16 protein-coding genes and 1 pseudogene are annotated in these 21,757 nt (G+C 69.9%); 4 read left to right on the top strand and 13 right to left on the bottom strand.

Going from position 1 to position 21,757, the window contains the following annotated elements; genetic code table 11:
* Positions 1-70 precede the first annotated feature (70 nt).
* The 7 genes and pseudogenes from ACIRA5_RS19350 to ACIRA5_RS19320 form a co-directional block, all read right to left on the bottom strand.
* Entirely contained in the window at positions 71-1,132 is a 1,062-nt protein-coding gene (locus ACIRA5_RS19350) for a threonine aldolase family protein (RefSeq protein WP_403692136.1), read from the bottom strand.
* An 18-nt stretch (positions 1,133-1,150) separates the two neighbouring features.
* On the bottom strand, positions 1,151-1,726 hold the full coding sequence (locus ACIRA5_RS19345; RefSeq protein WP_388154910.1) for a helix-turn-helix domain-containing protein: 576 nt from the start codon (positions 1,724-1,726) through the stop codon (positions 1,151-1,153).
* 261 nt (positions 1,727-1,987) lie between these two features.
* Positions 1,988-4,971, bottom strand: a pseudogene (locus tag ACIRA5_RS19340) (glycoside hydrolase family 2 TIM barrel-domain containing protein).
* A complete protein-coding gene (locus tag ACIRA5_RS19335; RefSeq protein ID WP_403692134.1) occupies positions 4,968-7,751 on the bottom strand; it encodes an alpha-mannosidase in 2,784 nt (927 codons plus the stop codon). Before ACIRA5_RS19335 ends, ACIRA5_RS19340 begins: the two are co-directional and overlap by 4 nt.
* A 41-nt stretch (positions 7,752-7,792) precedes the next feature.
* Positions 7,793-8,599 carry a carbohydrate ABC transporter permease gene (locus ACIRA5_RS19330; protein ID WP_352047604.1) on the bottom strand — a complete coding sequence of 269 codons (807 nt, stop codon included), beginning with the start codon at positions 8,597-8,599 and terminating at the stop codon, positions 7,793-7,795.
* 47 nt (positions 8,600-8,646) lie between these two features.
* A complete protein-coding gene (locus ACIRA5_RS19325) occupies positions 8,647-9,579 on the bottom strand; it encodes a carbohydrate ABC transporter permease (protein ID WP_403692132.1) in 933 nt (310 codons plus the stop codon).
* A gap of 7 nt (positions 9,580-9,586) precedes the next feature.
* Complete coding sequence (locus ACIRA5_RS19320) at positions 9,587-10,921, bottom strand: ABC transporter substrate-binding protein (protein WP_403692131.1); 1,335 nt, start codon at positions 10,919-10,921, stop codon at positions 9,587-9,589.
* A gap of 402 nt (positions 10,922-11,323) precedes the next feature.
* On the opposite strand from ACIRA5_RS19320, the gene ACIRA5_RS19315 reads away from it, so the two are divergent.
* A complete protein-coding gene (locus ACIRA5_RS19315; protein WP_403692129.1) occupies positions 11,324-12,325 on the top strand; it encodes a LacI family DNA-binding transcriptional regulator in 1,002 nt (333 codons plus the stop codon).
* Positions 12,326-12,423: 98 nt separating this feature from the next.
* Here ACIRA5_RS19315 and ACIRA5_RS19310 read toward each other — a convergent pair whose 3' ends face one another.
* A complete protein-coding gene (locus ACIRA5_RS19310; RefSeq protein WP_403692128.1) occupies positions 12,424-12,882 on the bottom strand; it encodes a PPOX class F420-dependent oxidoreductase in 459 nt (152 codons plus the stop codon).
* A 133-nt stretch (positions 12,883-13,015) separates the two neighbouring features.
* Between ACIRA5_RS19310 and ACIRA5_RS19305 the strand changes: the two genes are divergently transcribed.
* Positions 13,016-13,258 (top strand): dihydroxyacetone kinase subunit DhaK, encoded by a 243-nt coding sequence (locus tag ACIRA5_RS19305; RefSeq protein WP_403692125.1) that lies wholly within the window; start codon positions 13,016-13,018, stop codon positions 13,256-13,258.
* Between the two features lie 74 nt (positions 13,259-13,332).
* On the opposite strand, the gene ACIRA5_RS19300 is transcribed toward ACIRA5_RS19305, so the two are convergent.
* The 4 genes from ACIRA5_RS19300 to ACIRA5_RS19285 all read right to left on the bottom strand — a co-directional run bounded on the left by ACIRA5_RS19300 (position 13,333) and on the right by ACIRA5_RS19285 (position 17,832).
* Positions 13,333-14,043 carry a hypothetical protein gene (locus ACIRA5_RS19300; RefSeq protein WP_403692123.1) on the bottom strand — a complete coding sequence of 237 codons (711 nt, stop codon included), beginning with the start codon at positions 14,041-14,043 and terminating at the stop codon, positions 13,333-13,335.
* 322 nt (positions 14,044-14,365) lie between these two features.
* Positions 14,366-15,805, bottom strand: a complete 1,440-nt coding sequence (locus tag ACIRA5_RS19295; protein ID WP_403692120.1) for a gamma-aminobutyraldehyde dehydrogenase — start codon at positions 15,803-15,805, stop codon at positions 14,366-14,368.
* A 16-nt stretch (positions 15,806-15,821) separates the two neighbouring features.
* A complete protein-coding gene (locus ACIRA5_RS19290; RefSeq protein WP_352047525.1) occupies positions 15,822-16,223 on the bottom strand; it encodes a nuclear transport factor 2 family protein in 402 nt (133 codons plus the stop codon).
* A 73-nt stretch (positions 16,224-16,296) separates the two neighbouring features.
* Positions 16,297-17,832: a purine-cytosine permease family protein gene (locus ACIRA5_RS19285; RefSeq protein WP_403692119.1), complete on the bottom strand. Its 1,536-nt coding sequence runs from the start codon at positions 17,830-17,832 to the stop codon at positions 16,297-16,299.
* Positions 17,833-17,936: 104 nt separating this feature from the next.
* Here ACIRA5_RS19285 and ACIRA5_RS19280 point away from each other — a divergent pair, with 104 nt between their 5' ends.
* On the top strand, positions 17,937-19,388 hold the full coding sequence (locus tag ACIRA5_RS19280) for a PucR family transcriptional regulator (protein ID WP_403692118.1): 1,452 nt from the start codon (positions 17,937-17,939) through the stop codon (positions 19,386-19,388).
* Here the strand turns inward: ACIRA5_RS19280 and ACIRA5_RS19275 are convergent.
* The gene (locus ACIRA5_RS19275) at positions 19,378-20,733 is read right to left on the bottom strand and encodes an MFS transporter (protein ID WP_403692116.1); all 1,356 of its coding nucleotides are present in this window, start codon (positions 20,731-20,733) and stop codon (positions 19,378-19,380) included. The two genes, ACIRA5_RS19280 and ACIRA5_RS19275, sit on opposite strands and share 11 nt — an antisense overlap.
* Between ACIRA5_RS19275 and ACIRA5_RS19270 the strand changes: the two genes are divergently transcribed.
* A complete protein-coding gene (locus tag ACIRA5_RS19270; RefSeq protein ID WP_403692115.1) occupies positions 20,714-21,550 on the top strand; it encodes an AraC family transcriptional regulator in 837 nt (278 codons plus the stop codon). The genes ACIRA5_RS19275 and ACIRA5_RS19270 overlap by 20 nt on opposite strands.
* Positions 21,551-21,757 lie beyond the last annotated feature (207 nt).

Below are 21,757 nucleotides of genomic sequence, written 5' to 3'. Positions count from 1 at the left end.
CTTTCTTCGTGCGCCTGGAAGAAGCCGGACTTCTTCAGTGACCAGATCACCGTCGCATACGGAGACAGCGTCAGCAGGCGTGGCGGCGGACCGCGTCGAGCAGCTGGTCGATGTCGTCGGTGCTGTGGGAGAAGGCGGTGACGAGCCGGACGATCCCCGGTTCCCAGCGGTCGTGGTAGAACACGTACCCCTCGGCGAGGAGTCCTTCGGTGACCTGCTGGGGCAGTCGGCAGAAGAGGATGTTGGCCTGTGGGGTGGCCAGCAGGCCGGTGCCGGGGATGGACTTGAGGCCGTCGCCGAGGCGGGTGGCCATCGCGTTGGCCTGGCGGGCGTTGCGCAGCCACAGGCCGTCGGTGAGGTACGCGTCGATCTGGGCCGCCTGGAAGCGCATCTTGGAGGCGAGCTGCCCGGCACGCTTGACGCGGAAGGCGAGTTCGGCGGCGAGTGCGGGGTCGAAGGAGACGATCGCGTCGGCGGTCATCGCGCCGTTCTTGGTGGCACCGAAGGACAGGACGTCGACGCCGGCCTTCCAGGTCATCTCGGCCGGGGTGGCGCCGAGATGGTCGAGGGCGTTGGCGAAGCGCGCGCCGTCCATGTGGACGCGCAGTCCCGCGTCCTTGGCGATGGCGGACAGGCTGCGGATCTCCTCCAGGGTGTAGACGCTGCCGCTCTCGGTGGCCTGGCTGATGCTCACCGCGGACGGCTGCACGCTGTGCACGTCACCGGTCCGGCGGCGCACCGCCACCCGCAGCGCCTCGGGGTCGATCTTGCTGTCGGGGCCTGGCACACCGACCAGCTTGGCGCCGTTGGTGAAGAACTCCGGAGCGCCGCATTCGTCGGTATTGATGTGGCTGTCGGGGTGGGAGAGCATGCTGCCCCACGGCGGGGTGAGGGCGGCCAGGCTCAGGCCGTTGGCGGCGGACCCGGTGGTGACCGGGAAGACATCGACGTCCCGCTCGAAGATCTCGCTGAGCCTGCGGCGAGCGCTGTCGGTGAAGGGGTCGTTGCCGTACGGCAGGACCTGTCCGGCGGCCGCGTCGGCGACGGCCTGGGCTATCTGCGGGGACGCCCCGGCCATGTTGTCGCTGATGAAGGCACGGTGGGAGGGAGTGATGGCGAGGGTGGTGCTCATGAAGCGTCTTCCTTGGTCTCAGGTGCTGATGGGGGAGGCGAAGACGACGGTGATGTCCACTTCCTCCGCGCCGGTGCGGTAGAAGTGCGGGGCGTCCCCTGCGAAGGCGAGCATGTCGCCGGGGCCCAGATCCTGCGGGGCGTCGACGGGGCCGGCGGTGACGTGCCCGGTGGCGACGAGCAGGTGCTCGATCGTGCCGGTGGCGTGCGGGACGCCGGGCAGCTCCGTCTCGGGCGGAATGCGCAGCCGCCAGATCTCCAGGCTGTTGCCGCTGCTGATGCGGCGCAGCAGTTCGCGGGAGACCTCGCCGGGCTCGATGTCCGTGCCCGGCCGGAAGACCGGCCCGGTGTCGGCGTCACGCGCCAGCAGGTCGGCGATCGGAATGCGCAGGGCGATCGCGATCGCGTCCAGGGTGTCGATCGTCGGATTGCCGTTGCCGGCCTCCAGCTGCGACAAGGTGGCCTTGCTCAGCCCGGCGCGCCGGGCCATCTCCGCGGCGCTCATGCCGCGCTGCTGGCGGCGCAGACGGATCTTCGCGCCGACCGCGGCTGCGGTACTGCTGACCGGTTGGCGGCCGGACGGAGGGGGCGTCATCAGGGGCTCCTGTGGTGTGCGGTGCAGGAGACGCGGATGCGGACCCAAGGAGCCCCGATTGAGTGAACCATGCGTTCACTATACCGAACCTCCCGCTAAGCAGTGAACACGACGTTCGATTTATTGAACGACCCTGATCGGCGGGAGGCGCGCCGCCCGTGGCTCATACGCAAGACCCGTGTCTGCCGGCCGCTGTGCTGCGGCCGGCCGACACGGGTGCCCCTCACGGTGCGGTGCTCCGTCGGTCGGGAGCCGGGGAGGTCAGCTCGTCCAGATGCGGAGCCTGATCGTGCGGGCCTCGGGACGCAGGGCGAACTCGGGCCCCACGTCCGGGCCGCACGACCGCGAACCGAGTCCGTGCTGCGCCGCGTCGATGGTCAGACGGCTCGTCGCCGAGGCGGGGAGTTCATACGGGTGTCCGGCCCGTGCGAGTTCCTGGGGTGTGTGGCGGCTGAGCGTGAAGCCGGGCCGCCGTCCGTGCGTGTCGGGCAGGGCCTCGACACGGAAGACCTTCGCGCCCGTGCTCGTGAGGGTCAGCCGGCGCAGGCCGGACCGGTGTCCGGTCTCCTGGGGACGTGCGTAGTCGACCGAGAGGTCGTCGATGCCGTAGGAGAAGCGGCCCGTGCGCGCCGCCCGCAGACTGTCGGGTACGACTCCCACGGGCCGAGCCCGAACCACTCGGCGCCGTCGACGGGTGCCTCGCCGTCGGGCAGGTCGAAGCGGATTCCGATCCGTGGCCACACCGTGCTCCAGCCCCTCGACGGCTCGATCTCCACCCGGAGTTCGAGCTCGCCGGCTTCGAGCGACCAGACGGACTCCACCATCACGAACAGAGCGGAGTTCGCCGCGGAGACCTTGTCGAGCGTGCGCAGCGCGTCCGCCGTGTCGTGGGGCCGCTTCACCGACACACGACGTGCAGTCAGCCGGTCGAGACCGTCGCGACGCCACAGCTCTGCGTTGGACACCCCCGGGACACTCGCGTCGCTCTCCTCCACACCGTCCGACGGGCTCTCGTCGTTGTCGGTCGGGGCACGGAACAACTCCAGCCGTGGTCCTGTCACGGCGCGGCCGGCCAGGCTCACGAGGCGGCCGTCCACGAACTCGGCGGCCCCGAGCGTCAGCGTTCCGGGGCCCGGTCGCCAGCCTGTGCGGTGCCGGACGGCGGGCACGGGGCTGTGCGGCGAACGGTCCGACTGGACGGTGGCCACCACATGGCCCTGGGGGGCCCAGGGGGCGGCGGTCGCCAGGACCACGTCGATCGTCAGCCATGTCTCGCCCTCGGGCGCCACCTGGACCGGCGGGAGGGACACCCACCCCGACTCGCCCGCCGCGACCACCGGGACCTCGAGGTCCCCGGCGTCGACAGATGTTCCGTCGTGTTCGACGCGCCAGCGGAAGCGCAGGTCGGACGTGTCGGCCGAGTGCCGCAGGTTCGTCACCGCGACCTTGTCGCCGTCGAAGGCGAAACGGACCGGCTGGACGACCGCCTTGTACTCGTACAGGCTGGGAGTCGGGACGTCGTCGCTCAGCAGCATGCCGTCCATCACGAAGTTGCCGTCGTGCACGACCTCCCCGAAATCGCCTCCGTAGGCGTGGTACGCAGTGCCGTCCGGCGCTGTGGCCAGGATGCCGTGGTCGCGCCACTCCCAGATGAATCCGCCGTGCAGCCGCGGATGTTCGTGCACCAGCGCCTCGTACTGATCGAGCGCCCCCGGCCCGTTGCCCATGGCGTGGGCGTACTCGCACAGCAGGAACGGCTTGGCCCGCTGCCGGGCACTCTGCGCGGGGGTGCAGTTCAGCAGCGGCGTGTCCGTGCCGTCTGTGCCGATGCGCTCGGTCTCCGGCACCGACGCGTACATGCGGGAGTACACGTCGGTGTACTCGCCGGTGAAGTCGCCCTCGTAGTGCACGGGGCGTTCGGCGTCCCGTGCGTGTACCCAGGCCGACATGGCGGCGAGGTTGCTACCGGTACCCGACTCGTTGCCGAGCGACCACATCACGATGCTCGGGTGGTTCTTGTCCCGTTCCACCGTCCGCCGGATGCGGTCGAGGTACGCCTCCCGCCAGGCCGGGTCGTCGCTCGGGTTGCCCACCCAGCCGAGCTTCTCGAAGCCGTGGGTCTCCAGGTCGCATTCGAGCACGACCCAGAAGCCGAGTTCGTCGGCGAGGTCGAGCAGACGCGGATGCGGCGGGTAGTGGCTGGTGCGGATGGCGTTCACGTTGAACCGCTTCATCCGGGCCAGGTCCTCGCGGGCGTGCTCCTCGTCGAAGACCCGGCCGCGCACGGGATGCGCCTCGTGGCGGTTGACCCCGTGGAACACGACACGACGGCCGTTGACCAGGAACCGGTCACCGCGGATCTCGACCGTCCGGAAGCCCACGCGCAGCGCGATGCTCTCCGCCGCCGTCGACACGGTGGCGTCGTACAGACGGGGCCGCTCGGCCGACCAGGGCTCCACCTCGCCGGCGTCGACGGGCGTCACGTCGGCAGCGGTCGCCCAGACCCGCTCGATGCCGAGTTCGGGGATGCGCAGGGTGACCGGGAACGCGGACGCCTCGGCGGTGATCTCCGCCTCGACGCGCCCGTGACCGTCGCGGAATCCGGTCCGCAGCCAGACGTCCTCGATGCCGCCGAGCGGCCGGGCGGTCAGCGTGACGTCGCGGAAGATGCCCGGCAGCCACCACTGGTCCTGGTCCTCGACGTAACTGGCCGCCGACCACTGATGCACTCGTACGGCGACGACGTTGTCGCCCGGACGCACCGCCCGCGTGACGTCGAACTCGTGGGCGAGCCGACTGCCGCCGGCACTGCCGATGTCGACACCGTTGACCCAGACCCGCAAGAGCGACTCGACACCGTCGAACCGCAGCACGATCCGCTCGGCGTCGGACCAGTCGGCGGGGAGGGCGAAGTGACGCCGGTAGTCGCCGGTGGGGTTCTCGTCCGGGACGTGGGGCGGGTCGATCGGGAACGGGAACTGGATGTTGGTGTAGATCGGCCTGCCGTGGGCTCCGTCGCCCTCCAGCACCCAGTGGGACGGCACCGGGATGCTCTCCCAGCCGTGGTCGTCGAATTCCTCGGCCGCGAAGTCCTGTGCGACCGACGCCGTGGGCGACAGCCGGAAACGCCAGGCTCCGTTCAGCGAGAGCGAGGGAGCGTCGGAGTGCAGCCACGAGCGTGCCGGGCGCAGCGCACCGCGCCCGGGTGTGGGGTCCGAAACGTACGCGGAAAGCTCGGAGGTCAAGAGGTCACAACTTTCTTGGTGGCAGCGGGGAGATTCTTTGAGGGCCGGCGGAGGATCACGGTGCGGATCTCCCAGGGGCCGAGGGCGAGTTCGAGGCCGTCGCCGGACGATTCGGCTTCCACGGAGAGCGGTCTGCCGAGCAGGTCGACCGTTGTCGCCTCGGTGAACGAGCCGGAAACCCGGACGACCGAGCCGGTGTCGCTCAGCGCGGCCAGCCGCACCTCGGTTCCGGACCCGCGCTCGTCGTCGGTGACGCGGCGGACGCTGGAGACGAGGACGTCCCTGCCGTCGACCCGGAGTCCGGTCGCGTCGTCCGGCAGGTCGCCTCCGCCGGGTGCGGTACCGCGGGTGACGAGCACGTCGTTACGGAAGTCCTCGGCGAGGGCGACCGCGTCGGCCCCCTGCCACCCGGTCGAGGAGGGCAGCACGGCGAAGCGGTTCGCGATCCGCATGCCGAGGTCCTGCGCACCCGGCGCGGCGATCTCGCTCGCCGCGGGCTCGTCGCGCAGAGGGTGGATGTTGACGCTGATCGAGCCGATCGCGCGCAGCAGGGTGACGGCCAGTTCCGCGCCGCCGTCGACGAGTTCGTACTCGCTGGAGTGGTCGAGCAGCACGGTCGCCGCTCCGGCCGACACGAACGAGCTCGCCGGGAAGGTCGGGAGCGGGTACTCGCCCCAGCCGCCCTCGGCCGTGAGCCCGCGCTCGGTCACGGCGAACTGTCCGGCGGACGCGGAGACGGTCACCGGCTCGGGCAGCGGCACGTGGAAACGCAGCCGGTGGTCGGCGGACTGGTTCAGGAACGACGTGGAGACCCGCACGAACGGCTCGCCCGCGCGCACCTCGACGAGCGTCTCCACCGGAGTCGCCACGGTCCGCTCGGCGCGCAGATCGCGGTCGTCGGACAGCGCGGCGGGCCATGCGTAGACGCGGGTGATCCGCAACCGGGAGCGCAGCGGACCCTCTTCGACGACGTCGACGGTCGTCTCCACCGGCTCCGACACGAGTACGTCCCGCGCCGGGGGCGCGTAGTTGTAGCTGTCGCCGCGATCACCGCCGTCGACGAGGCGGCCGACGCCGCTCAGGACGGTGCCGTCGGCGCCGGTCACGGTCAGGGTGCCGTCGGCGGCGACCTCGACGTCGACCAGGCCGTTGGACACTCCGCGAGGCGTCGCCGTGGCATCCGCGAGGGTGGCCGACGGGGCGGCCGGCCACCGGCTCGGCGCGACGCGGAAGCTCGCCAGCCCGGAGGCCGGCACGTGCACGGGCACCAGCGCGGTCGCCCGCGCCTCCTCCAGCGTCAGCACCCGCCACTCGCCCGGGTGCGTGGTGGCCGCCTCGGCGACCTCACGGCGCAGGTTCAGCAGGTCGAACGGTCCGCTGGTGGGCACCTTGGCGAGGTGGAACACGAGCGAGTTCGGGGCGAGTTCGTAGTGGTCGATCTGCCGGCCGAACAGTTCGCGGCGGTGGATGCGGCGCAGGACGCGTTCGAGCCGGGAGGCGTCCATGCGCTCGTTGCTCAGCACGGTCGGGGCCTGTGAGATCAGTTGCACAGAGTGCGTGGAGCCGTCGGCGGCGGTCGCGACCAGCCCGGCTCCCGCAGGTGGCGCCACGACGTCCACCTCGACCAGCGCCGTACGGGCGAACGGCAGCGGGTTGACGACGAGATGAGCGTCGCTCGGCACCCGGGAGGCGGGCTCGGCGAGCGCGGCGTCCCGCACGGCACGCGCGGTCTGCGCGGCCTCGGCCAGGCGGGCGTCGACCTGGTCGCAGGTCTCATCGGTGCCCGAACCGACGACCGAGTCGTGCGCCGTCGACTCGATGATCTTGTGCCAGGCGAGTGACAGGAACGACGTGTCGTCCCGCCGGGACCACAGGGCGTTCACACGCTCGGCGTGGTCGACGGTGCGTTCGGCCACGGCCATCCGCTGCTTGAGCCCGAGCCGCACGGAGAGCACGCCGGGCAGGATGTTACCGCGGACATGGCTGCGCAGCTCGCCGGTGACGACGGCGGACACCTCGTCCCGCACGTGCTCGCGGATGTACTCGTCGAGGGTCGCGATCGTGATGGCGCGCTCCCCGCCGGAAGCGCGCCGCAGCCAGTCCGCGAGCCGCGGGTCGGGCGCGTTGTGGTCGGTGCCTGCCATCGCCAGCACCGGGTCACCGCCCCATCGCTCGGCCGTCATCCGCGCGTAGTCGCCGAGCGCGCGGCCGATCCGGTCGGGCACCAGCAGGACGTCGAGACCGTTGTCGTAGCCGTCGAAGAGGAACTCGGTGCGCACCTCGGAGCCGTCCGGCGCGCGCCAGCGGAAGGCATGGCCGTCGACGGAGCCGGGCACACCGCGCCACAGCGCCGCGTGCTCGATCCCGGCGCGGGCCAGGATCTGCGGCATCTGCGCGATGTGGCCGAACATGTCCGGCAGATACCCGACGGGCATCGCACCGCCCAGTCGCTCCGCCGCGTCCCAGCCCATCCGGAGGTTGCGCACGATCGTCTCGCCCGAGCAGAGGAACTCGTCGAGCAGGATCAGCCACGGTCCGATGGCGAGCCGGCCCTCGCGCACCAGCGCCACGAGGCGGTCGCGGTTCTCCGGCCGCATCTCCAGGTAGTCCTCGACCGCGGCCATCTGTCCGTCGACGGTGAACCGGAAGTCCGGGTTCGCCTCGGCCGTCTCCAGCACGGTGTCCAGGGCGGTGACGAGCCGGTGCCGGAACACCTGGAACGGCTCGTACCACTCCCGGTCCCAGTGGAAATGGGGCACGAAGACGGCGGAGTTCTGCATGGCGAGGGGGACCTTCTGTGCGGATGTGCGGGGGAGAGCGGTCACTTGAGGGAACCGGCGGCGAGCCCGGTGCGCCAGAACCGCTGGAGGAGGATGAACACGATGATCACAGGCACGATCGACACCAGCGAGCCGGTGATCACGGACTCCTGGAGCAGCGGGGCCCGGGCGGTCTGGCCGTTCCACTCGTACAGGCCGAGCGTGATCGGGAACAGTGACTCCTTCTGGAGCATCACCATCGGCAGGAAGAAGTTGTTCCAGATGGCCACGAACTGGAACAGGAAGATGGTCACCAGGGCCGGCGTCATCAGCCTCGACGACACCGAGAAGAACGTGCGGAACTCGCCCGCGCCGTCCAGCCGCGCCGACTCGATCAGCTCCTGCGGGACGGCGGCGTTGGCGAAGATGCGCGCCAGATAGACACCGAACGGGCTGACGATGCTGGGCAGGAACACCGCGAGGTAGGTGTTGACGATCCCGGTCGCCGAGAAGAGCAGGAACAGCGGCAGTGCCAGTGCGGTGGTCGGGACGAGGACACCGCCGAGCACGACGGAGAAGAGGAACTCCCTGCCACGGAAGCGGAACTTGGCCAGCGCGTAGCCGCACAGGGCCGAGATCAGGGTGCCCACGGCCGCGCCCAGCACGGCGTAGATGACGGTGTTGAGGGCCCACCGCCCGAAGATGCCGTCGCTGCGGGTGAACAGGATCCGCAGGTTCTCGAACAGGTTGAAGTGCGAGAACGCCAGCCCGTTGGTGGTGGCGAGCTCACCCTGCGGCTTCGTCGCCGCGACGACCAGGAAGTACACCGGCAACAGGAAGTAGACGGCCAGGAGGAACATCAGGGCCATGACGGCCGTACGGCTGCCCCGGCTCTCGCGGATCGTGGAGGGGTTGCTCACAGTCCCGCCTTCTTCGAGGTGAGTCGCATGAACCCGAAGCTCAAGACGAAGGTGATGACGGCGATGACCACCGAAATGGCAGCGGCCTGCTGGTAGTTGTTCCCGGAGGCCACCGCGTAAGCCAGCATGTTCGGGGTGAACGTGCTGGAGATGTTCGAGGAGATCTGGCGCAGCACGGCCGGCTCGGCGTAGAGCTGGAGTGTGCCGATGATCGAGAACACCGTCGTCAGGACGATCGACGGAGCGATGATCGGGACCTTGATCCGCCATGCGATCGTCCAGTTGGTCGCGCCGTCGATCTTCGCGGCCTCGTAGAGCTCCTGCGGGATCGACTGGAGCGCCGAGTACATGATCAGCATGTTGTAGCCGGTCCAGAGCCAGGTGGAGACATTCGCCGCCGACCACAGCACGGCGCCCGGACCGAGGAAATCGGGGTGCAGGCCTATGCGCTCGAACAGGTCGACAACGGGGCTGAGCTGCGGCGAGTACAGGTACGACCACATGATCGCGGCGATGACGCCGGGAACGGCGTACGGCATGAACGCGGTGATACGGAAGAACGCCTTGAGCTTCAGCAGGGGCGTGTCGAGCAGCAGCGCCATGACCAGTGCGACGAACAGCATGACGGGCACCTGCACGATGCCGAACAGCCCGATGCGGCCGATGCTGTTCCAGAACTCGCCGTTCTGGAACACCTGCGTGTACTGGTCGAATCCGCCGAAAGTCGTGTACGAGGTCCCGTACTGGCCTCCGGTGCGGCGCACGACGCGGAAGCTCTGCCAGAGCGCGTAGCCGACGGGCACCAGGTAGAACAGCACGAACGGCAGGAAGAACGGGGTGAGGAACGAGATGACGGTGCCCGCCCGGGGGCCGCCGCCTGGACGGCGGCGGCCACCTGACGTCACCGCGGGGGGTGCGATGTCGGTCATTCCCAGGTCACTTGCCCGCCGTGGCCGGGATCGCCTGGGCCTTCATCGACTTCAGGGCGGCTGCCTGGGCGGCCGAGAGCGCGTCGGTCAGCGTGCCGTCATCGGCCGCGGCCTTGGCCATCGCGTCCTGGAGGGCCAGGTTCACCGTCTTCTGGGTGGGGCCCCAGGCGAAGTTGGTGTCGATCTTCCTGGACGAGTCGGCGAAGACGTCGAAGATCCTCTCGTTGTTGTAGTACGGCACACCCTTCGACAGCGCGGGCAGCTTGAGCCCCGCGTCGGCCGCCGGGTAGAGACCGCCCAACTGGTTCTCCAGTGCCAGCGCCTCCGGGTCGGAGTTCAGCCAGGTGTTGAACTTGACCGACTCGTAGAGGTGCTCGCTGCCCTTCATGAACGCGACGGTCGAGCCGCCCCAGTCGCCGGAGGCGCCGTTCGCGCCCCACGTCGGCATCGGTACGATCGACCACTTGCCGGACTGCTTGGGCAGGTTGTCGCGGAACATGCTGTACCCCCAGGCGGCGCCGACGTAGCTGGCGATCTGGTCCTTCTGGTAGGCGGCGTACATCTGCGTCGAACCGTTGGCGAGGTCGGTGCGTACGAGCTTGCCGGTGATCAGCTTCTGCCAGTAGTCGGCGACCTGCTTGCTCTGGTCCGACGCGACGGTGACGTGCCACTTGTCGCCGGAGTAGCCGTACATCTGGGCGCTGTTCTGCCAGAGGAGCCCGTTGAACCACTCGGCGTTGTTCGGGTCGAAGAACGTGATGTCGAGGCTGGGGTCCGCCTTGTGCAGCTTCTGCGCGGCCGCCGCGTACTCGTCCCAGGTCGTGGGGATCGCGATGTCGTACTTCTTGAAGATGTCACTGCGCACGTACAGGGCCATCGGACCGGTGTCCTGCGGGAGGGCGAAGACGCCCGTGCCGCCGAAGCTGGTCTGCGACCAGGTCCACGGCACGAACTTCGACTTGGCCGCGGTGGCCGCGGAGCACGCCGAGGCGTCCACGAAGGCGTTCTGGGTGCGCAGGGCGGGGAGCTCGTCGTAGCCCACCTGAGCGAGGTCCGGCGCCTTGCCCGCCTTGAGGGCGTTGCCGAGGGTGCCGTACTGGTCGTTGGAGATGTTCTTCGTCTCGACCTGGATGTCCGGGTTCTTCTTGTTCCACAGGTCCACGACCTTGTCCATGCCCGGAACGGTGTTCCAGTACTGGAGGGTGACCTTCCCCTTGGCGGGAGTGCAGGAGGCCGCGGACGCCTTGTCCGACGGAGCGGACGACGAGCAACCGGCGAGGGCGACGAGAGTGGCTGCCGCGGCGACGGCGGCGAGACGGGTGCGCGTGACTGTCTTGCTCATGTTTTCCGTTCCAGAGAACGACTAGCGGCGGCGCTAGGCGGGTCGACGTTGACAGCTCAGGCGGGGATGCCTTCTGGTTGGGATAAGGTTCGTGAGCGTTCACGTGAACGTTCACGTGAACGTTCACGGGAGCGCTCACGGGACCATGTGACGAAGCGACTCGGAGTTTGCGCCGCGGCACGGCCGAGTGTCAAGACTCTCGAGTCGTCCATGGGTCCGGCAGGTCAAGGAGAGCTCACATGACGCCGCTGACCACCGACGATGGCCTGGCGCCAGCGGCGAAGGCCGCACCACGGCCATGATCGTCGAGCGCCCGCGCACAAGGTCGCACCATGGCTTCGGCCCGGTGCATACTCAATGTCCCTACGGCGCGCCTGCGTCGACACAGGTACGGAGGTAGTGATGGCGTCGTCGGGGACCGGACCCCGCAGAGTGACGATCAACGATGTGGCCCGGACCGCAGGAGTGTCCCGGCAGACGGTGTCACGGGCGCTCAACGACAAGGGCGAGATCGACGTCACGACCAAGCAGCGCGTCCTCGACGCGGCGCTCGCGCTGGGGTACCGCCCCAGCAGGTTCGCCAGAGGGCTCGTGCGACAGGACACCATCAGCGTCGGGCTGGTGATCCCCGACCTGCTCAACCCGTTCTTCACCGAGGTCGCCGCGGCAGCTCTGGACGCGGCGCGGTCCCGTGGCTGGCATGTCGTCGTGTACGACACGGGTGACCGCATCGAGGAGGAGCGCGGCACACTCCAGGTGATCGCCTCCCAGGTGGACGCCGTGGTCGGCTATCTGAGCCAGCCCGAGGACGAGATCGACAAACTGGCACGCGGGCTGCCCGTGGTGCTCATCGACCGGGAGCACCGTACCGAACGGTTCAGTTCCATCCGGATCGACGGGGAGAAGGGCGTCCGCGCGGCCATCGCGCACCTCGTCGAGTCCGGGCACCGGCACATCGGCATGCTCGATCACGCGGGCCGGTCCGAGCCCAGCATCCGCCACGCCTGGTTCGCCGACGCGATGGCCGCCCGCGGGCTCGACGCCGGCCCGGTGAGCCGCGCCGACCAGAGCGTGGAGGGCGGGGACAGCGCGCTGAAGGACCTGCTCGCCGAACACCCGGATGTGACGGCCGTGTTCGCCTTCAACGACATCGTCGCCATTGGTGCGCTGCGCGGAGCGCGCCGGCTCGGACGCGAGGTTCCTCGCGACCTCGCGGTGATCGGCTTCGACGGCCTCCAACTGGGGGCGCTCGTCGAGCCGCCGCTGTCCACCGTGGCCCTGGACACGCGGGCGCTCGGTGCACTCGTCGTGGAGCAGACGGCCCGGCTGCTGACCGGCGAGGATCCGCTCGGCCAGGACGACCTGGTGGTGGGGGCGGAGCTCAGGCTGCGTGAGTCCGCGTAGGCCGTGTGCGGTCGGTCGGGGAGGGACTGGCCTGTCCCGCCGACGGTGGCCGTCCGGGGCCGGCTCCGCGGCGGTGACCAGCGCCCTCCCGGCGGACCCTAGCCGTTGATGTCGAGCGCCGTTCCGTACAACCGGTCCACCTTCAACCGGATGACCAACCGACGTTCGTGGACCAACTGCCGCAGGAACGCGGCTTCGTCCGCCGGCTTCGAGTCCTTCGGGACCATCCCGAGGAGTTCCCGCCCGACCGCGTCACCGGGAACCGTCGTGATCTCGGAGACGGAGGCCGTGCCCTCGGCGACGGCGAACGACCACACATCTCCGCCGTGCACATGCAGCGCGGCATGCGGGTCGTGCCGCAGGTGCTTGACCTTGACGCGGTCGGCCGTCGTCGAGAACCGCAGGACGCGGGCCTCGGCGTCCCAGCTGTAGAGCATGGTGGTCAGGTGGGGATGGCCGGAGCGTTTGACCGTGGCGAGGGTGCCGAACCGCTGCTTGCCGAGCAGGTGGGAGAGGGCTTCGTCGGACAGGAGGCGCGGTGCGGGATCTTGAGTCATGACGTGAGCAACATCCGCTGTGCGCCCGGCATTTCCCGGGTTTCGTCAATCCGACGTCGCCACTGCGGCCGGTCAGCGCCACCGTCGCCGCACCCTCGAGCGTGGGCCAGGCCCGCCTGAGGCCGGGCTACGAGTGGCGGGGTGTGATCCGCGGGCGTGGAGCCTCGGCGGTACACCGATCGGCGAGCTCTACCTGGTGTACGGACGGGCCCACAAGCAGCTGACCGAGCGGGGCATCGAGATCGGGCGCAGCTACGTGGGTGAGTACCGCACCTCGCTCGACATGGCCGGCGTCTGCGTCACACTGGTCCGGCTGGACGACGAGATCTCCGATCTGCTCGCCGCCCCCGCCGAGATCCCGATCCGCGTGTTCTGAGGGAACGACGACACTCCTCGCCCGGAGGATCAGACGCCGACTTCCCGGCTCAGCTGGTCAAACGTTCGGCGCGGTCAGCCGAGGCACACCAGGAGCAGGCAGATGTGTGAAGGTGACGTCGTTGTCGGCGTCGGGGCCGCCTGCGGTGTTCCCGAGGCCGTGCTGTCGGCGCCGGCAGGCGCGGACGTCTCCTGCGCCGACGTAGTGGTGTGGTCGGGCACCGTTCCGACGGAGGACGGGGAGGCGGCCTGAGGCTGCGGGGTCGCCGACGCCGCCGTCGGATGAGAAGAGGCAGCGGCGAACGGCTGAGCGCTCGCCGGCGTGACGTGGGACGGGGCATCGACGGACTGCCGGCGTGCAAGGGCGGTCGTGGTCGACTGCGCGGGGGGAGTGTGCGAAGACACGTGAGTTTGAGGTTGTGTCGACGACGGGCTGGGCTGGTCGGTCGCCTGTTCGTCCGCGGTGCCCATGGTGGTGACGTCAGGCGCTGTCGCCGCCTGTGCCTGGTCGGCGGAGTGCCGGTTCATCGAGGCGACGGTCAGGCCGCCGCCGACGAGCGCGACGGCAGTCGCGACCACGGCCCGGCGCTGGTTCTTCTTCCAGCGGGCCATCTGGCGACGCCGCGCCGCCCGCCCTTGCGGTGCGGGCGGCGCGCCCTCGATGTCGCCGTACGGGTCGGTCTGCGGGGCTTCCTCCGGGTCGGCCGCGACGGCTGCCTCGTCATCGAGACGGCCGTCGTGCCACGCCTGCGAGGCCGGGTACTCCCACGGCACCGATGCGCTCACCGCTGTGCTCGTCGGCGCCCTGCCGACCCAGGTCGGGACGATGCCACGGTCGACGGTGACCGGCGCGATGTCCGGAGCGTAGGCGCCACACCCGGGACACACCAGGGCGCCATTGAGATGCCGCCGACACGAGGAGCAGTAGTCCATTTGCGGTCTTCCTGAGTTGACATGCCGTCGCCCCGACGGGCCCGGTCGCGCTCGCACGTGGGATCGAGCAGCCAGCAACGCTAACGAGGCTTTCGAAAGCCTGTGTGCAGTCCGTGTGGCGCTGTTGTGCGGATTCTCAGGGTCGGCCGACGCGTTCCGGGATGTCAGCCGGAAGTCAGAGCGACGTCATGACGTGCTTGATCCGGGTGTAGTCCTCGAAGCCGTACGCGGAGAGGTCCTTGCCGTAGCCGGACTTCTTGAAGCCGCCGTGCGGCATCTCGGCGACGAGGGCCATGTGGGTGTTGATCCACACACATCCGAAGTCGAGGTTCTTCGACATCCGCATCGCCCGCGCGTGGTCCTTGGTCCACACCGAGGAAGCCAGTGCGTAGTCGACGCCGTTGGCGTACCGCACGGCCTGGGCCTCGTCCGTGAAGGACTGGACGGTGATGACCGGGCCGAAGACCTCGTTCTGGATGATCTCGTCGTCCTGCTTGAGGCCGGAGACCACGGTCGGGGCGTAGAAGTAGCCCCGCTCGCCGACCCGGTGGCCGCCCGCCTCGATCCTGGCGTGCTCGGGGAGGCGCTCGATGAAGCCGGTGACCTGGGCGAGCTGGCCCGCGTTGTTCAGCGGCCCGTAGAGCACGTCCTCGTCGTCCGGCAGCCCGGTCCTGGTGTCGGCCGCGGCCTTGGCGAGGGCGGCGACGAACTCGTCGTGGACCGACTCGTGGACCAGGACGCGGGTCGCGGCCGTGCAGTCCTGACCGGCGTTGAAGAAGCCGCCGACCACCAGGTCCTCGACCGCCTTCGCCAGGTCGGCGTCCTCGAAGATCACCGCGGGGGCCTTGCCGCCGAGCTCCAGGTGGACCCGCTTGACGTCCTTGGCCGCGCTCTGGGCGACCTGGATACCGGCGCGTACCGAACCCGTGATGGAGGCCATCGCGGGGGTCGGGTGCTCCACCATCAGGCGGCCCGTGTCACGGTCGCCGCAGATCACGTTGAAGATTCCGCGGGGCAGTGCCAGCTCTTCCAGGACACCGCCGATGATCTCGGCGATCAGCACCGTGGAGGCCGGGGTGGTGTCCGAGGGCTTGAGGACCACCGCGTTGCCCGCCGCGAGCGCCGGGGCGAACTTCCACACCGCCATCAGCAGGGGGTAGTTCCATGGCGCCACCTGGGCGCACACACCGACCGGCTCGCGGCGGATGATGGAGGTCATCCCCTCCATGTACTCACCGGCCGAGCGGCCCTCCAGCATGCGGGCCGCGCCTGCGAAGAAACGGACCTGGTCGATGGCGGGGGCGAGTTCCTCACTGCGGGTGAGGTGGAGCGGCTTTCCGGTGTCCCGGCTCTCGGCGGCGACCAGTTCGTCGGCCCGTGCCTCCATCGCGTCGGCGATCTTCAACAGCGCGCGCTGCCGCACGGACGGGGTGGTGTCGCGCCAGACGGGGAACGCCGAGGCCGCGGCTGCCATCGCCGCGTCGACGTCGGCCGCCCCCGAGAGCGGGGAGGTCGCGTAGACGTCACCGGTGGTGGGATCCACCACATCGAGCGTGCGGCCGTCCGAGGCGTCCGCGAACGCACCGTCGATGTAGTTGCGGAAGATGGTGCTCATGGAACGTCTCTCCTGGTCAGGCGGCGGTACGGGCGGACAGGTGCTCGTGGACGGCGACCCAGCCGCCGTCGTCGGCGCGGGTGAAGACGATGGTCTCCCGCTCGTGGACCGTCTCCTCCCCGGCGTGGGTGGCGACCCGGGTTTCGACGTCGTGACTGAAAACGGCGGTGTCGCCGACGGGCTGGATCAGCTGTGCCGACGAGGTGCAGCCGAGGATGCGGAAGCCGTCCTGTTCCACCCACTGCTGCCAGAGCGCGCGGTACTCGGCCGTGGAGCCGAGCCGCTGCGGGGTGGTGTGGAAGATGAAGGTCGCGTCGGGGGCGAAGGCGCCGAAGTAGTCGTCGAGGCGGCCCTCGGCGAAGGCGGCGACAAGCGCGTCCGCGGCGGTCCGGACTTCCTGGACGGTGGTGGTGCTCATGCACGGCTCCTGGTCACGGGCGTTCGGCGGCGGGGCCGGAACGGCGGGCGTTCGGTTACGGGGGAGTGAGGCCTCAGTGGGCCGCGGCGGGTTCGGGGACGATCTCCTCGCTGCCGCCGGTGATCGGCGGCACCGGGGCGTCCGACGCCCGGACGAAGCGGGGTCCGGCCGGTCCGTACACGGCGCGCGGCTCGGGGAACAGGGTGAGCAGGGTGAGGTAGAGCACGACCGCGAGGGCGAGGCCGACCGGCAGCGAGATGTCCGTACCGCCCGCGAGGTTGCCCAGCGGGCCGACGAACTGGCCGGGCAGGTTGGTGAAGAGGAGTGCCACGACGGCGGAGACGAGCCAGGTGGACATACCGCGCCAGTTCCAGCCGTGCGTGAACCAGTAGCGGCCCCCACGTTGGCGGCGGTTGAAGACCTGCAGCGCTTCCGCGTCGTACCAGCCGCGCCGGGTGACATAGCCGAGCGTCATGACGATCATCCACGGTGCCGTGCAGGTGATGATCAGCGTGGCGAAGGTGGAGATGGACTGTGCGAGGTTGAGCGCGAAGCGGCCGGCGAAGATGAACGCGATGGACAGGGCGCCGATGAAGAAAGTGGCCTGGACGCGGCTGAAGCGGGTGAAGACGCTGGAGAAGTCGAGCCCCGTGCCGTACAGGGACGTCGTGCCGGTGGAGAGGCCGCCGATGAGGGCGATCAGGCAGAGTGGCAGGAAGTACCAGCCGGGTGAGATAGCGAGCAGTCCGCCCACGTAGTTCGGGGCGGCCGGGTCGACGTACTTCGCGGCCTTCGACGCGATGATCGACGCGGTGGCCAGGCCGAAGAGGAACGGCAGCAGGGTGGCGACCTGTGCGAGGAACGCGGCCCCCATCACCCGGCGGCGCGGAGTCCCGGCCGGGATGTAGCGGGACCAGTCACCGAGGAACGCGCCGAAGGAGACCGGGTTGGAGAGCACGATCAGCGCGGCGCCGATGAATGACGGCCAGTACAGCGGGTCGGCGGTGGAGGTGAAGGTTCCCGCGTAACCGGGGTCGAAGTCTCCCGCGAAGGCGAAGGCGCCGAGCACGAAGAGGGCCGATGCCGCCAGCACCGCGATCTTGTTGACCAGCAGCATGAACCGGAAACCGTAGATGCACACGACGAGTACGAGCCCGGCGAAGATCGCGTACGCGATGCCGTAGGTGACGTCCGACTCGGGGACGTGGACGAGCCGGTGGGCGCCGCCGACAAGCGCGTCTCCCGAGGACCACACTGAGATCGAGAAGAACGCGACGGCGGTGAGCAGGGAGAGGAACGAGCCGACGACCCGGCCGTGCACGCCCAGGTGAGCGGAGGAGGAGACGGCGTTGTTCGTGCCGTTGGCAGGGCCGAACAGTGCCATCGGGGCCAGCAGCAGCGCACCCGCCACGAGGCCCAGGACGGTCGCCGCGAGCCCCTGCCAGAAGGAGAGGCCGAAGAGGATCGGGAAGGCGCCCAGCACACAGGTCGCGAAGGTGTTGGCACCGCCGAAGGCAAGCCGGAACAGATCGATCGGGCGGGCCGTGCGGTCCTCGTCCGGGATCCGCTCGACACCATAGGTCTCGATTTCGGTGATCGAGCTCGTCACGGGCGATTCACCTTCCGTTCATGCAGGGGGGACGGTTTCACAGTGTGTGGCCCATGGCTGACCAACGACAATTGTGTCCATCACAGAGACGTACGCTGTTTTGTGTGGCCAGCAACAAACTCACCGTCGGGGACCTGCTCTCCTTCCCCGCACTCCAGCTCTCCGTGAAGGCCGGCAGCGGCGGTCTGAACCGGTCCGTGTCCTGGGCGCACGCCAGCGAACTCGCCGATCCGACACCCTGGCTCCTGGGCGCCGAGGTGATCATGACGGCGGGCCTGGCGGTCCCCCGTACCGCGGCCGGACAGCGTGCCTATCTGGAGCGGCTGGACGACGCCGGGGTGTCCGCTCTCGCGCTCTCCGCGCAGCTGCACATGCCCCCGCTGCACGACGCGTTCTTCCAGGCGGCGGAGGAGCGGGGCTTCCCGGTCCTCGAAGTGCCGCTCGCCGTCCCGTTCATCGCCGTCGCCCAGGAGATCGCGGCCGCGGCCCAGGAGGACGCCCGGCACCGGCTGGGCGCGCAGCTCCAGGTCTTCGGCGCGCTGCGCTGGCTCGTCGCCGAGAACCTCGACACGCCGACCCTTCTGCGCCGTCTCGAAGGCCTGTCGGGTTACGACGTCTACCTCTGCACCCCGCAGGGCCGCCCCCTCCTGCCCGGCGTGCCCGTACCGGATCCCGCTGTCCTGCCCGCCTCCGTCGACGCTCCGCCCACGATCCCCGGCGGATTCGTCCTCCCGGTGCCCGCGCCCGGGGGCCCGGCGGGCTTTCTCGTCGCATACGAGCGTCAGGGTGCCCAGCCCGCGGGACTCGCCGTCGTCCAGCACATCGCCACCGTGGCGGCGCTGCGGGTGGCGATGGTACGCAACGAACGCGAGACGCTGCGCCGCGAGGGCGCGGAGACGCTGGCCGAACTGCTGCAGGAGGTGCTCGACCCGGAGGCGGCGCGCCGCCGGCTCGCCCGGCACGCGATCGAGGGCGACACCGTCCTCCTCGTCGTGCGCCACACCACCGACGAGGCGCTGCTGCGCTGTCTGGAGGACCGACCCCATCTGCTGCTCACCCGAGGCGAGGACCGCTACGTCCTGGGGGCACCGGAACTGGGAGCGGCCGTCGGTGAGCTCCCGGCCGTCGCGGCCGGGATCAGCCGCCCCTTCCTGCCGGGGGCCGCGCTGAAGGTCGCCCAGCGCGAGGCGCTCTGGGCGGTCTCCAAGTCCGTGGAGTCGGGCCGACCCGTCGTCCGATACGGCGACGACTCGACGGGCCGGTGGCTGCCCGACGACCCCGCTGTCCTGACCGCGCTGGTCGAGCACGTGCTCGGCGAGGTCCTGCGGTACGACGAGGTTCATGACTCGCAGCTGCTGGTCTCCGCCCGCACCTGGATGGAGCGCGACCGCCGTACGGAGACGGCTGCGGCGGCGCTCCACATCCACCCCAACACCCTCGCCTACCGGCTGCGGCGCTTCGGTTCCCTCGCCGATCGTGACCTGACGTCGACGGGAGCCCTGGCCGAGGTCTGGCTGGCGATCCAGGCAGCGGGGGCGCTGGGCCTCACCGACTGAGCGGGTCGATGGCAGGCGGGGAGGGCCGGGTCGGTGGGGACGGAGGCTGCGCCGAGGTGACGGAATAGCGCCAGAACGGTCGCACAAGCACGGCGCCGAAGATGACGACGATCATGCAGAGCAGCGAGCTGCCTGTCCATGCGAGGCCGAGACCGGTGGCGGAGGCCATGGCGCCGGCGCGCAGGTCTCCGAGGCGGGGACCCCCGGCGACGACGACGGTGAAGACGCCTTGCAGACGGCCGCGCATGGCGTCGGGTGCGGAGGTTTGCAGAATCGTCTCGCGGTAGACCGCGCTGACGAGGTCCGCCGCTCCGGCAGCGGCCAGTAGTGCTGCGGCGGCGACGAGGTGGTGGACGGTGCCCGCGAGGGCGATGGCCGCCGCCCAGGCGGTGACGGCGACGGCCAGTGCCCGGCCTTGGCGGCGCACGCGTCCGATCCATCCGCTGAACAGCCCCGCTACGACCGACCCGATGGCGATGGCCGAGTACAGCAGCCCCACTCCTCCGCCGAAGCGCAGCTGAGCCGCTTCCGGGAACAGGGCGGTCGGCATGGCCAACGTCATCGCCGCGATGTCGACCGCGAAGGACATCCACAGCACGGGGGCGGCGGCGATGAACCGCAGTCCGTCGAAGACCGAGCGCAGCCCGCCGGTCCGGGCCCCCGATCCGGTCGGCATGATCGGGGGCAGGTGAACGGCCGAGTACAGCAGGAGAGAGAACAGCACGGCGTCGGCGCCGTATGCCCAGCAGTAGCCGTTCGGCAGCGAGATCAGGATGCCCGCTACAAGCGGCCCGGCGACCTGCCCGACGTTGCCGGCGGTGAAGTACAGCGTGTTCGCGGCGGGTACCAGGGGTGTGGGAACGATGCGGGGAATGATCGCGCCCCGGGCGGCGGACGACACGGCGAAGGCGCCGGCCTGGACGGCGACCAGGGCCAGAATGAGGGGAACCGAGCGCAGATCGACGACTGCCTGAAGCAGCAGGGCGAGTGTGGTCGCCCAGGTGAGGCATGCCGACGCCAGGTACAGCACACGGCGGTCGAACCGGTCGGCGATGGCACCGCCGTACAGGCCGAAGACCACGAGCGGCACGAGGCCGGCCAGTCCCGTCAGCCCTACGGACAGCGACGACCGCGACAGCGCGTAGACCTGTACCGGGATGGTGACGCCGGTGACCATGGTCCCGACGTATGCGGCGCTCTGCCCGATCAACAGGCGCCGGAAGACGGGGAGCGCCAGCGGGCGCGTGTCGAGGGTGACGCCGCGCAGACCGGAGGCCAGCCGGGCTTTCAGTGCGGGTGGGGCGGCGGGGGGAAGATCACGCGGGGTGTCGGATGTCGTGGGCATGGTCATAACGCTGGCAGGACCGCACGGTGCGCCGCTTCCGTTATTCTGCCGTCGTATGTCGGAAAACGGTCAGACGGAGAAGGCGGTGGCGGAACCCAGGGACAGCACCCATGCGCACCTCGCGGGTGAGGTCATCGGCCGCCACCAGCATGGCTATCACCAGCTTCTCTACGTCAGCGCCGGTGTGGTGGCCGTGCAGACGGGCGAGGCGTCCTGGGTGGCGTCCAGCGCGCGCGCCGTGTGGATTCCGGCGGGCACCTGGCATCAGCACCGGGTACACGGGCGCACCTCTGTGCATACGCTCGGCTTCGCCGCCCACGACGTTCTGCTGAGGTCCGACGCGCCGGTCGTCGTGGTCGTGGACGCCCTGGTGCGTGAATTGATCATCGCGTGCAGTGAGCCGTCCCTCCCGCAGCAGGAGGCACGCCATCTGCGCGCCGTCCTGCGGGATCGGCTGCGGCGAGCCCTCGTGGAGCCCTTGACGCTGCCCACCCCCAGCAAGTCTCTGCTGCGGCAGGCGTGCGCGCTGGTGACCGACGATCTGCGGCAACCGCGGACCGCCGCCTGGCTCGCACGGCGCATCGGCGTGAGCGAGCGCACCCTGGCCCGGCTGTTCAGGTCCGAGTTCGGCATGACGTATCCGCAATGGAGGACCAACATCCGGGTCTTTCAGGCCATGGTGCTGCTGGCGGAAGGAGCAAGCGTCAGCGAAACGGGACGACGGTGTGGGTGGGCCACGACCAGTGCGTTCATCGACACGTTCGGCCGCACCATGGGCCAGACACCGGGAACCTATCGCATCGGATCCGGTGGGTAGATCCACAGGCCGCCTGTCTGATCCAACGACCTGGGGGTGTCTGGATCACCGGCCGTCCCCAAGACGATGTCCGCGATCGCCTTCAGCCCTTGCCGGTGATCACCTTCGCCCGCGCCGCCGCCATCGGCTTCGGCGCGGTGGGTTCGGGCAGCGTGCGGAACAACAGCCGGCTCAGAGCGGGCATCAGGATCAGTGGTGTCAGGGAGG

Source organism: Streptomyces sp. NPDC096311 (assembly GCF_044763085.1).
In the GTDB taxonomy this organism is placed as follows: domain Bacteria; phylum Actinomycetota; class Actinomycetes; order Streptomycetales; family Streptomycetaceae; genus Streptomyces.
The sequence above is the reverse complement of the archived record's forward strand: the minus strand, read 5'-3'. Positions and strand labels throughout refer to the sequence as shown.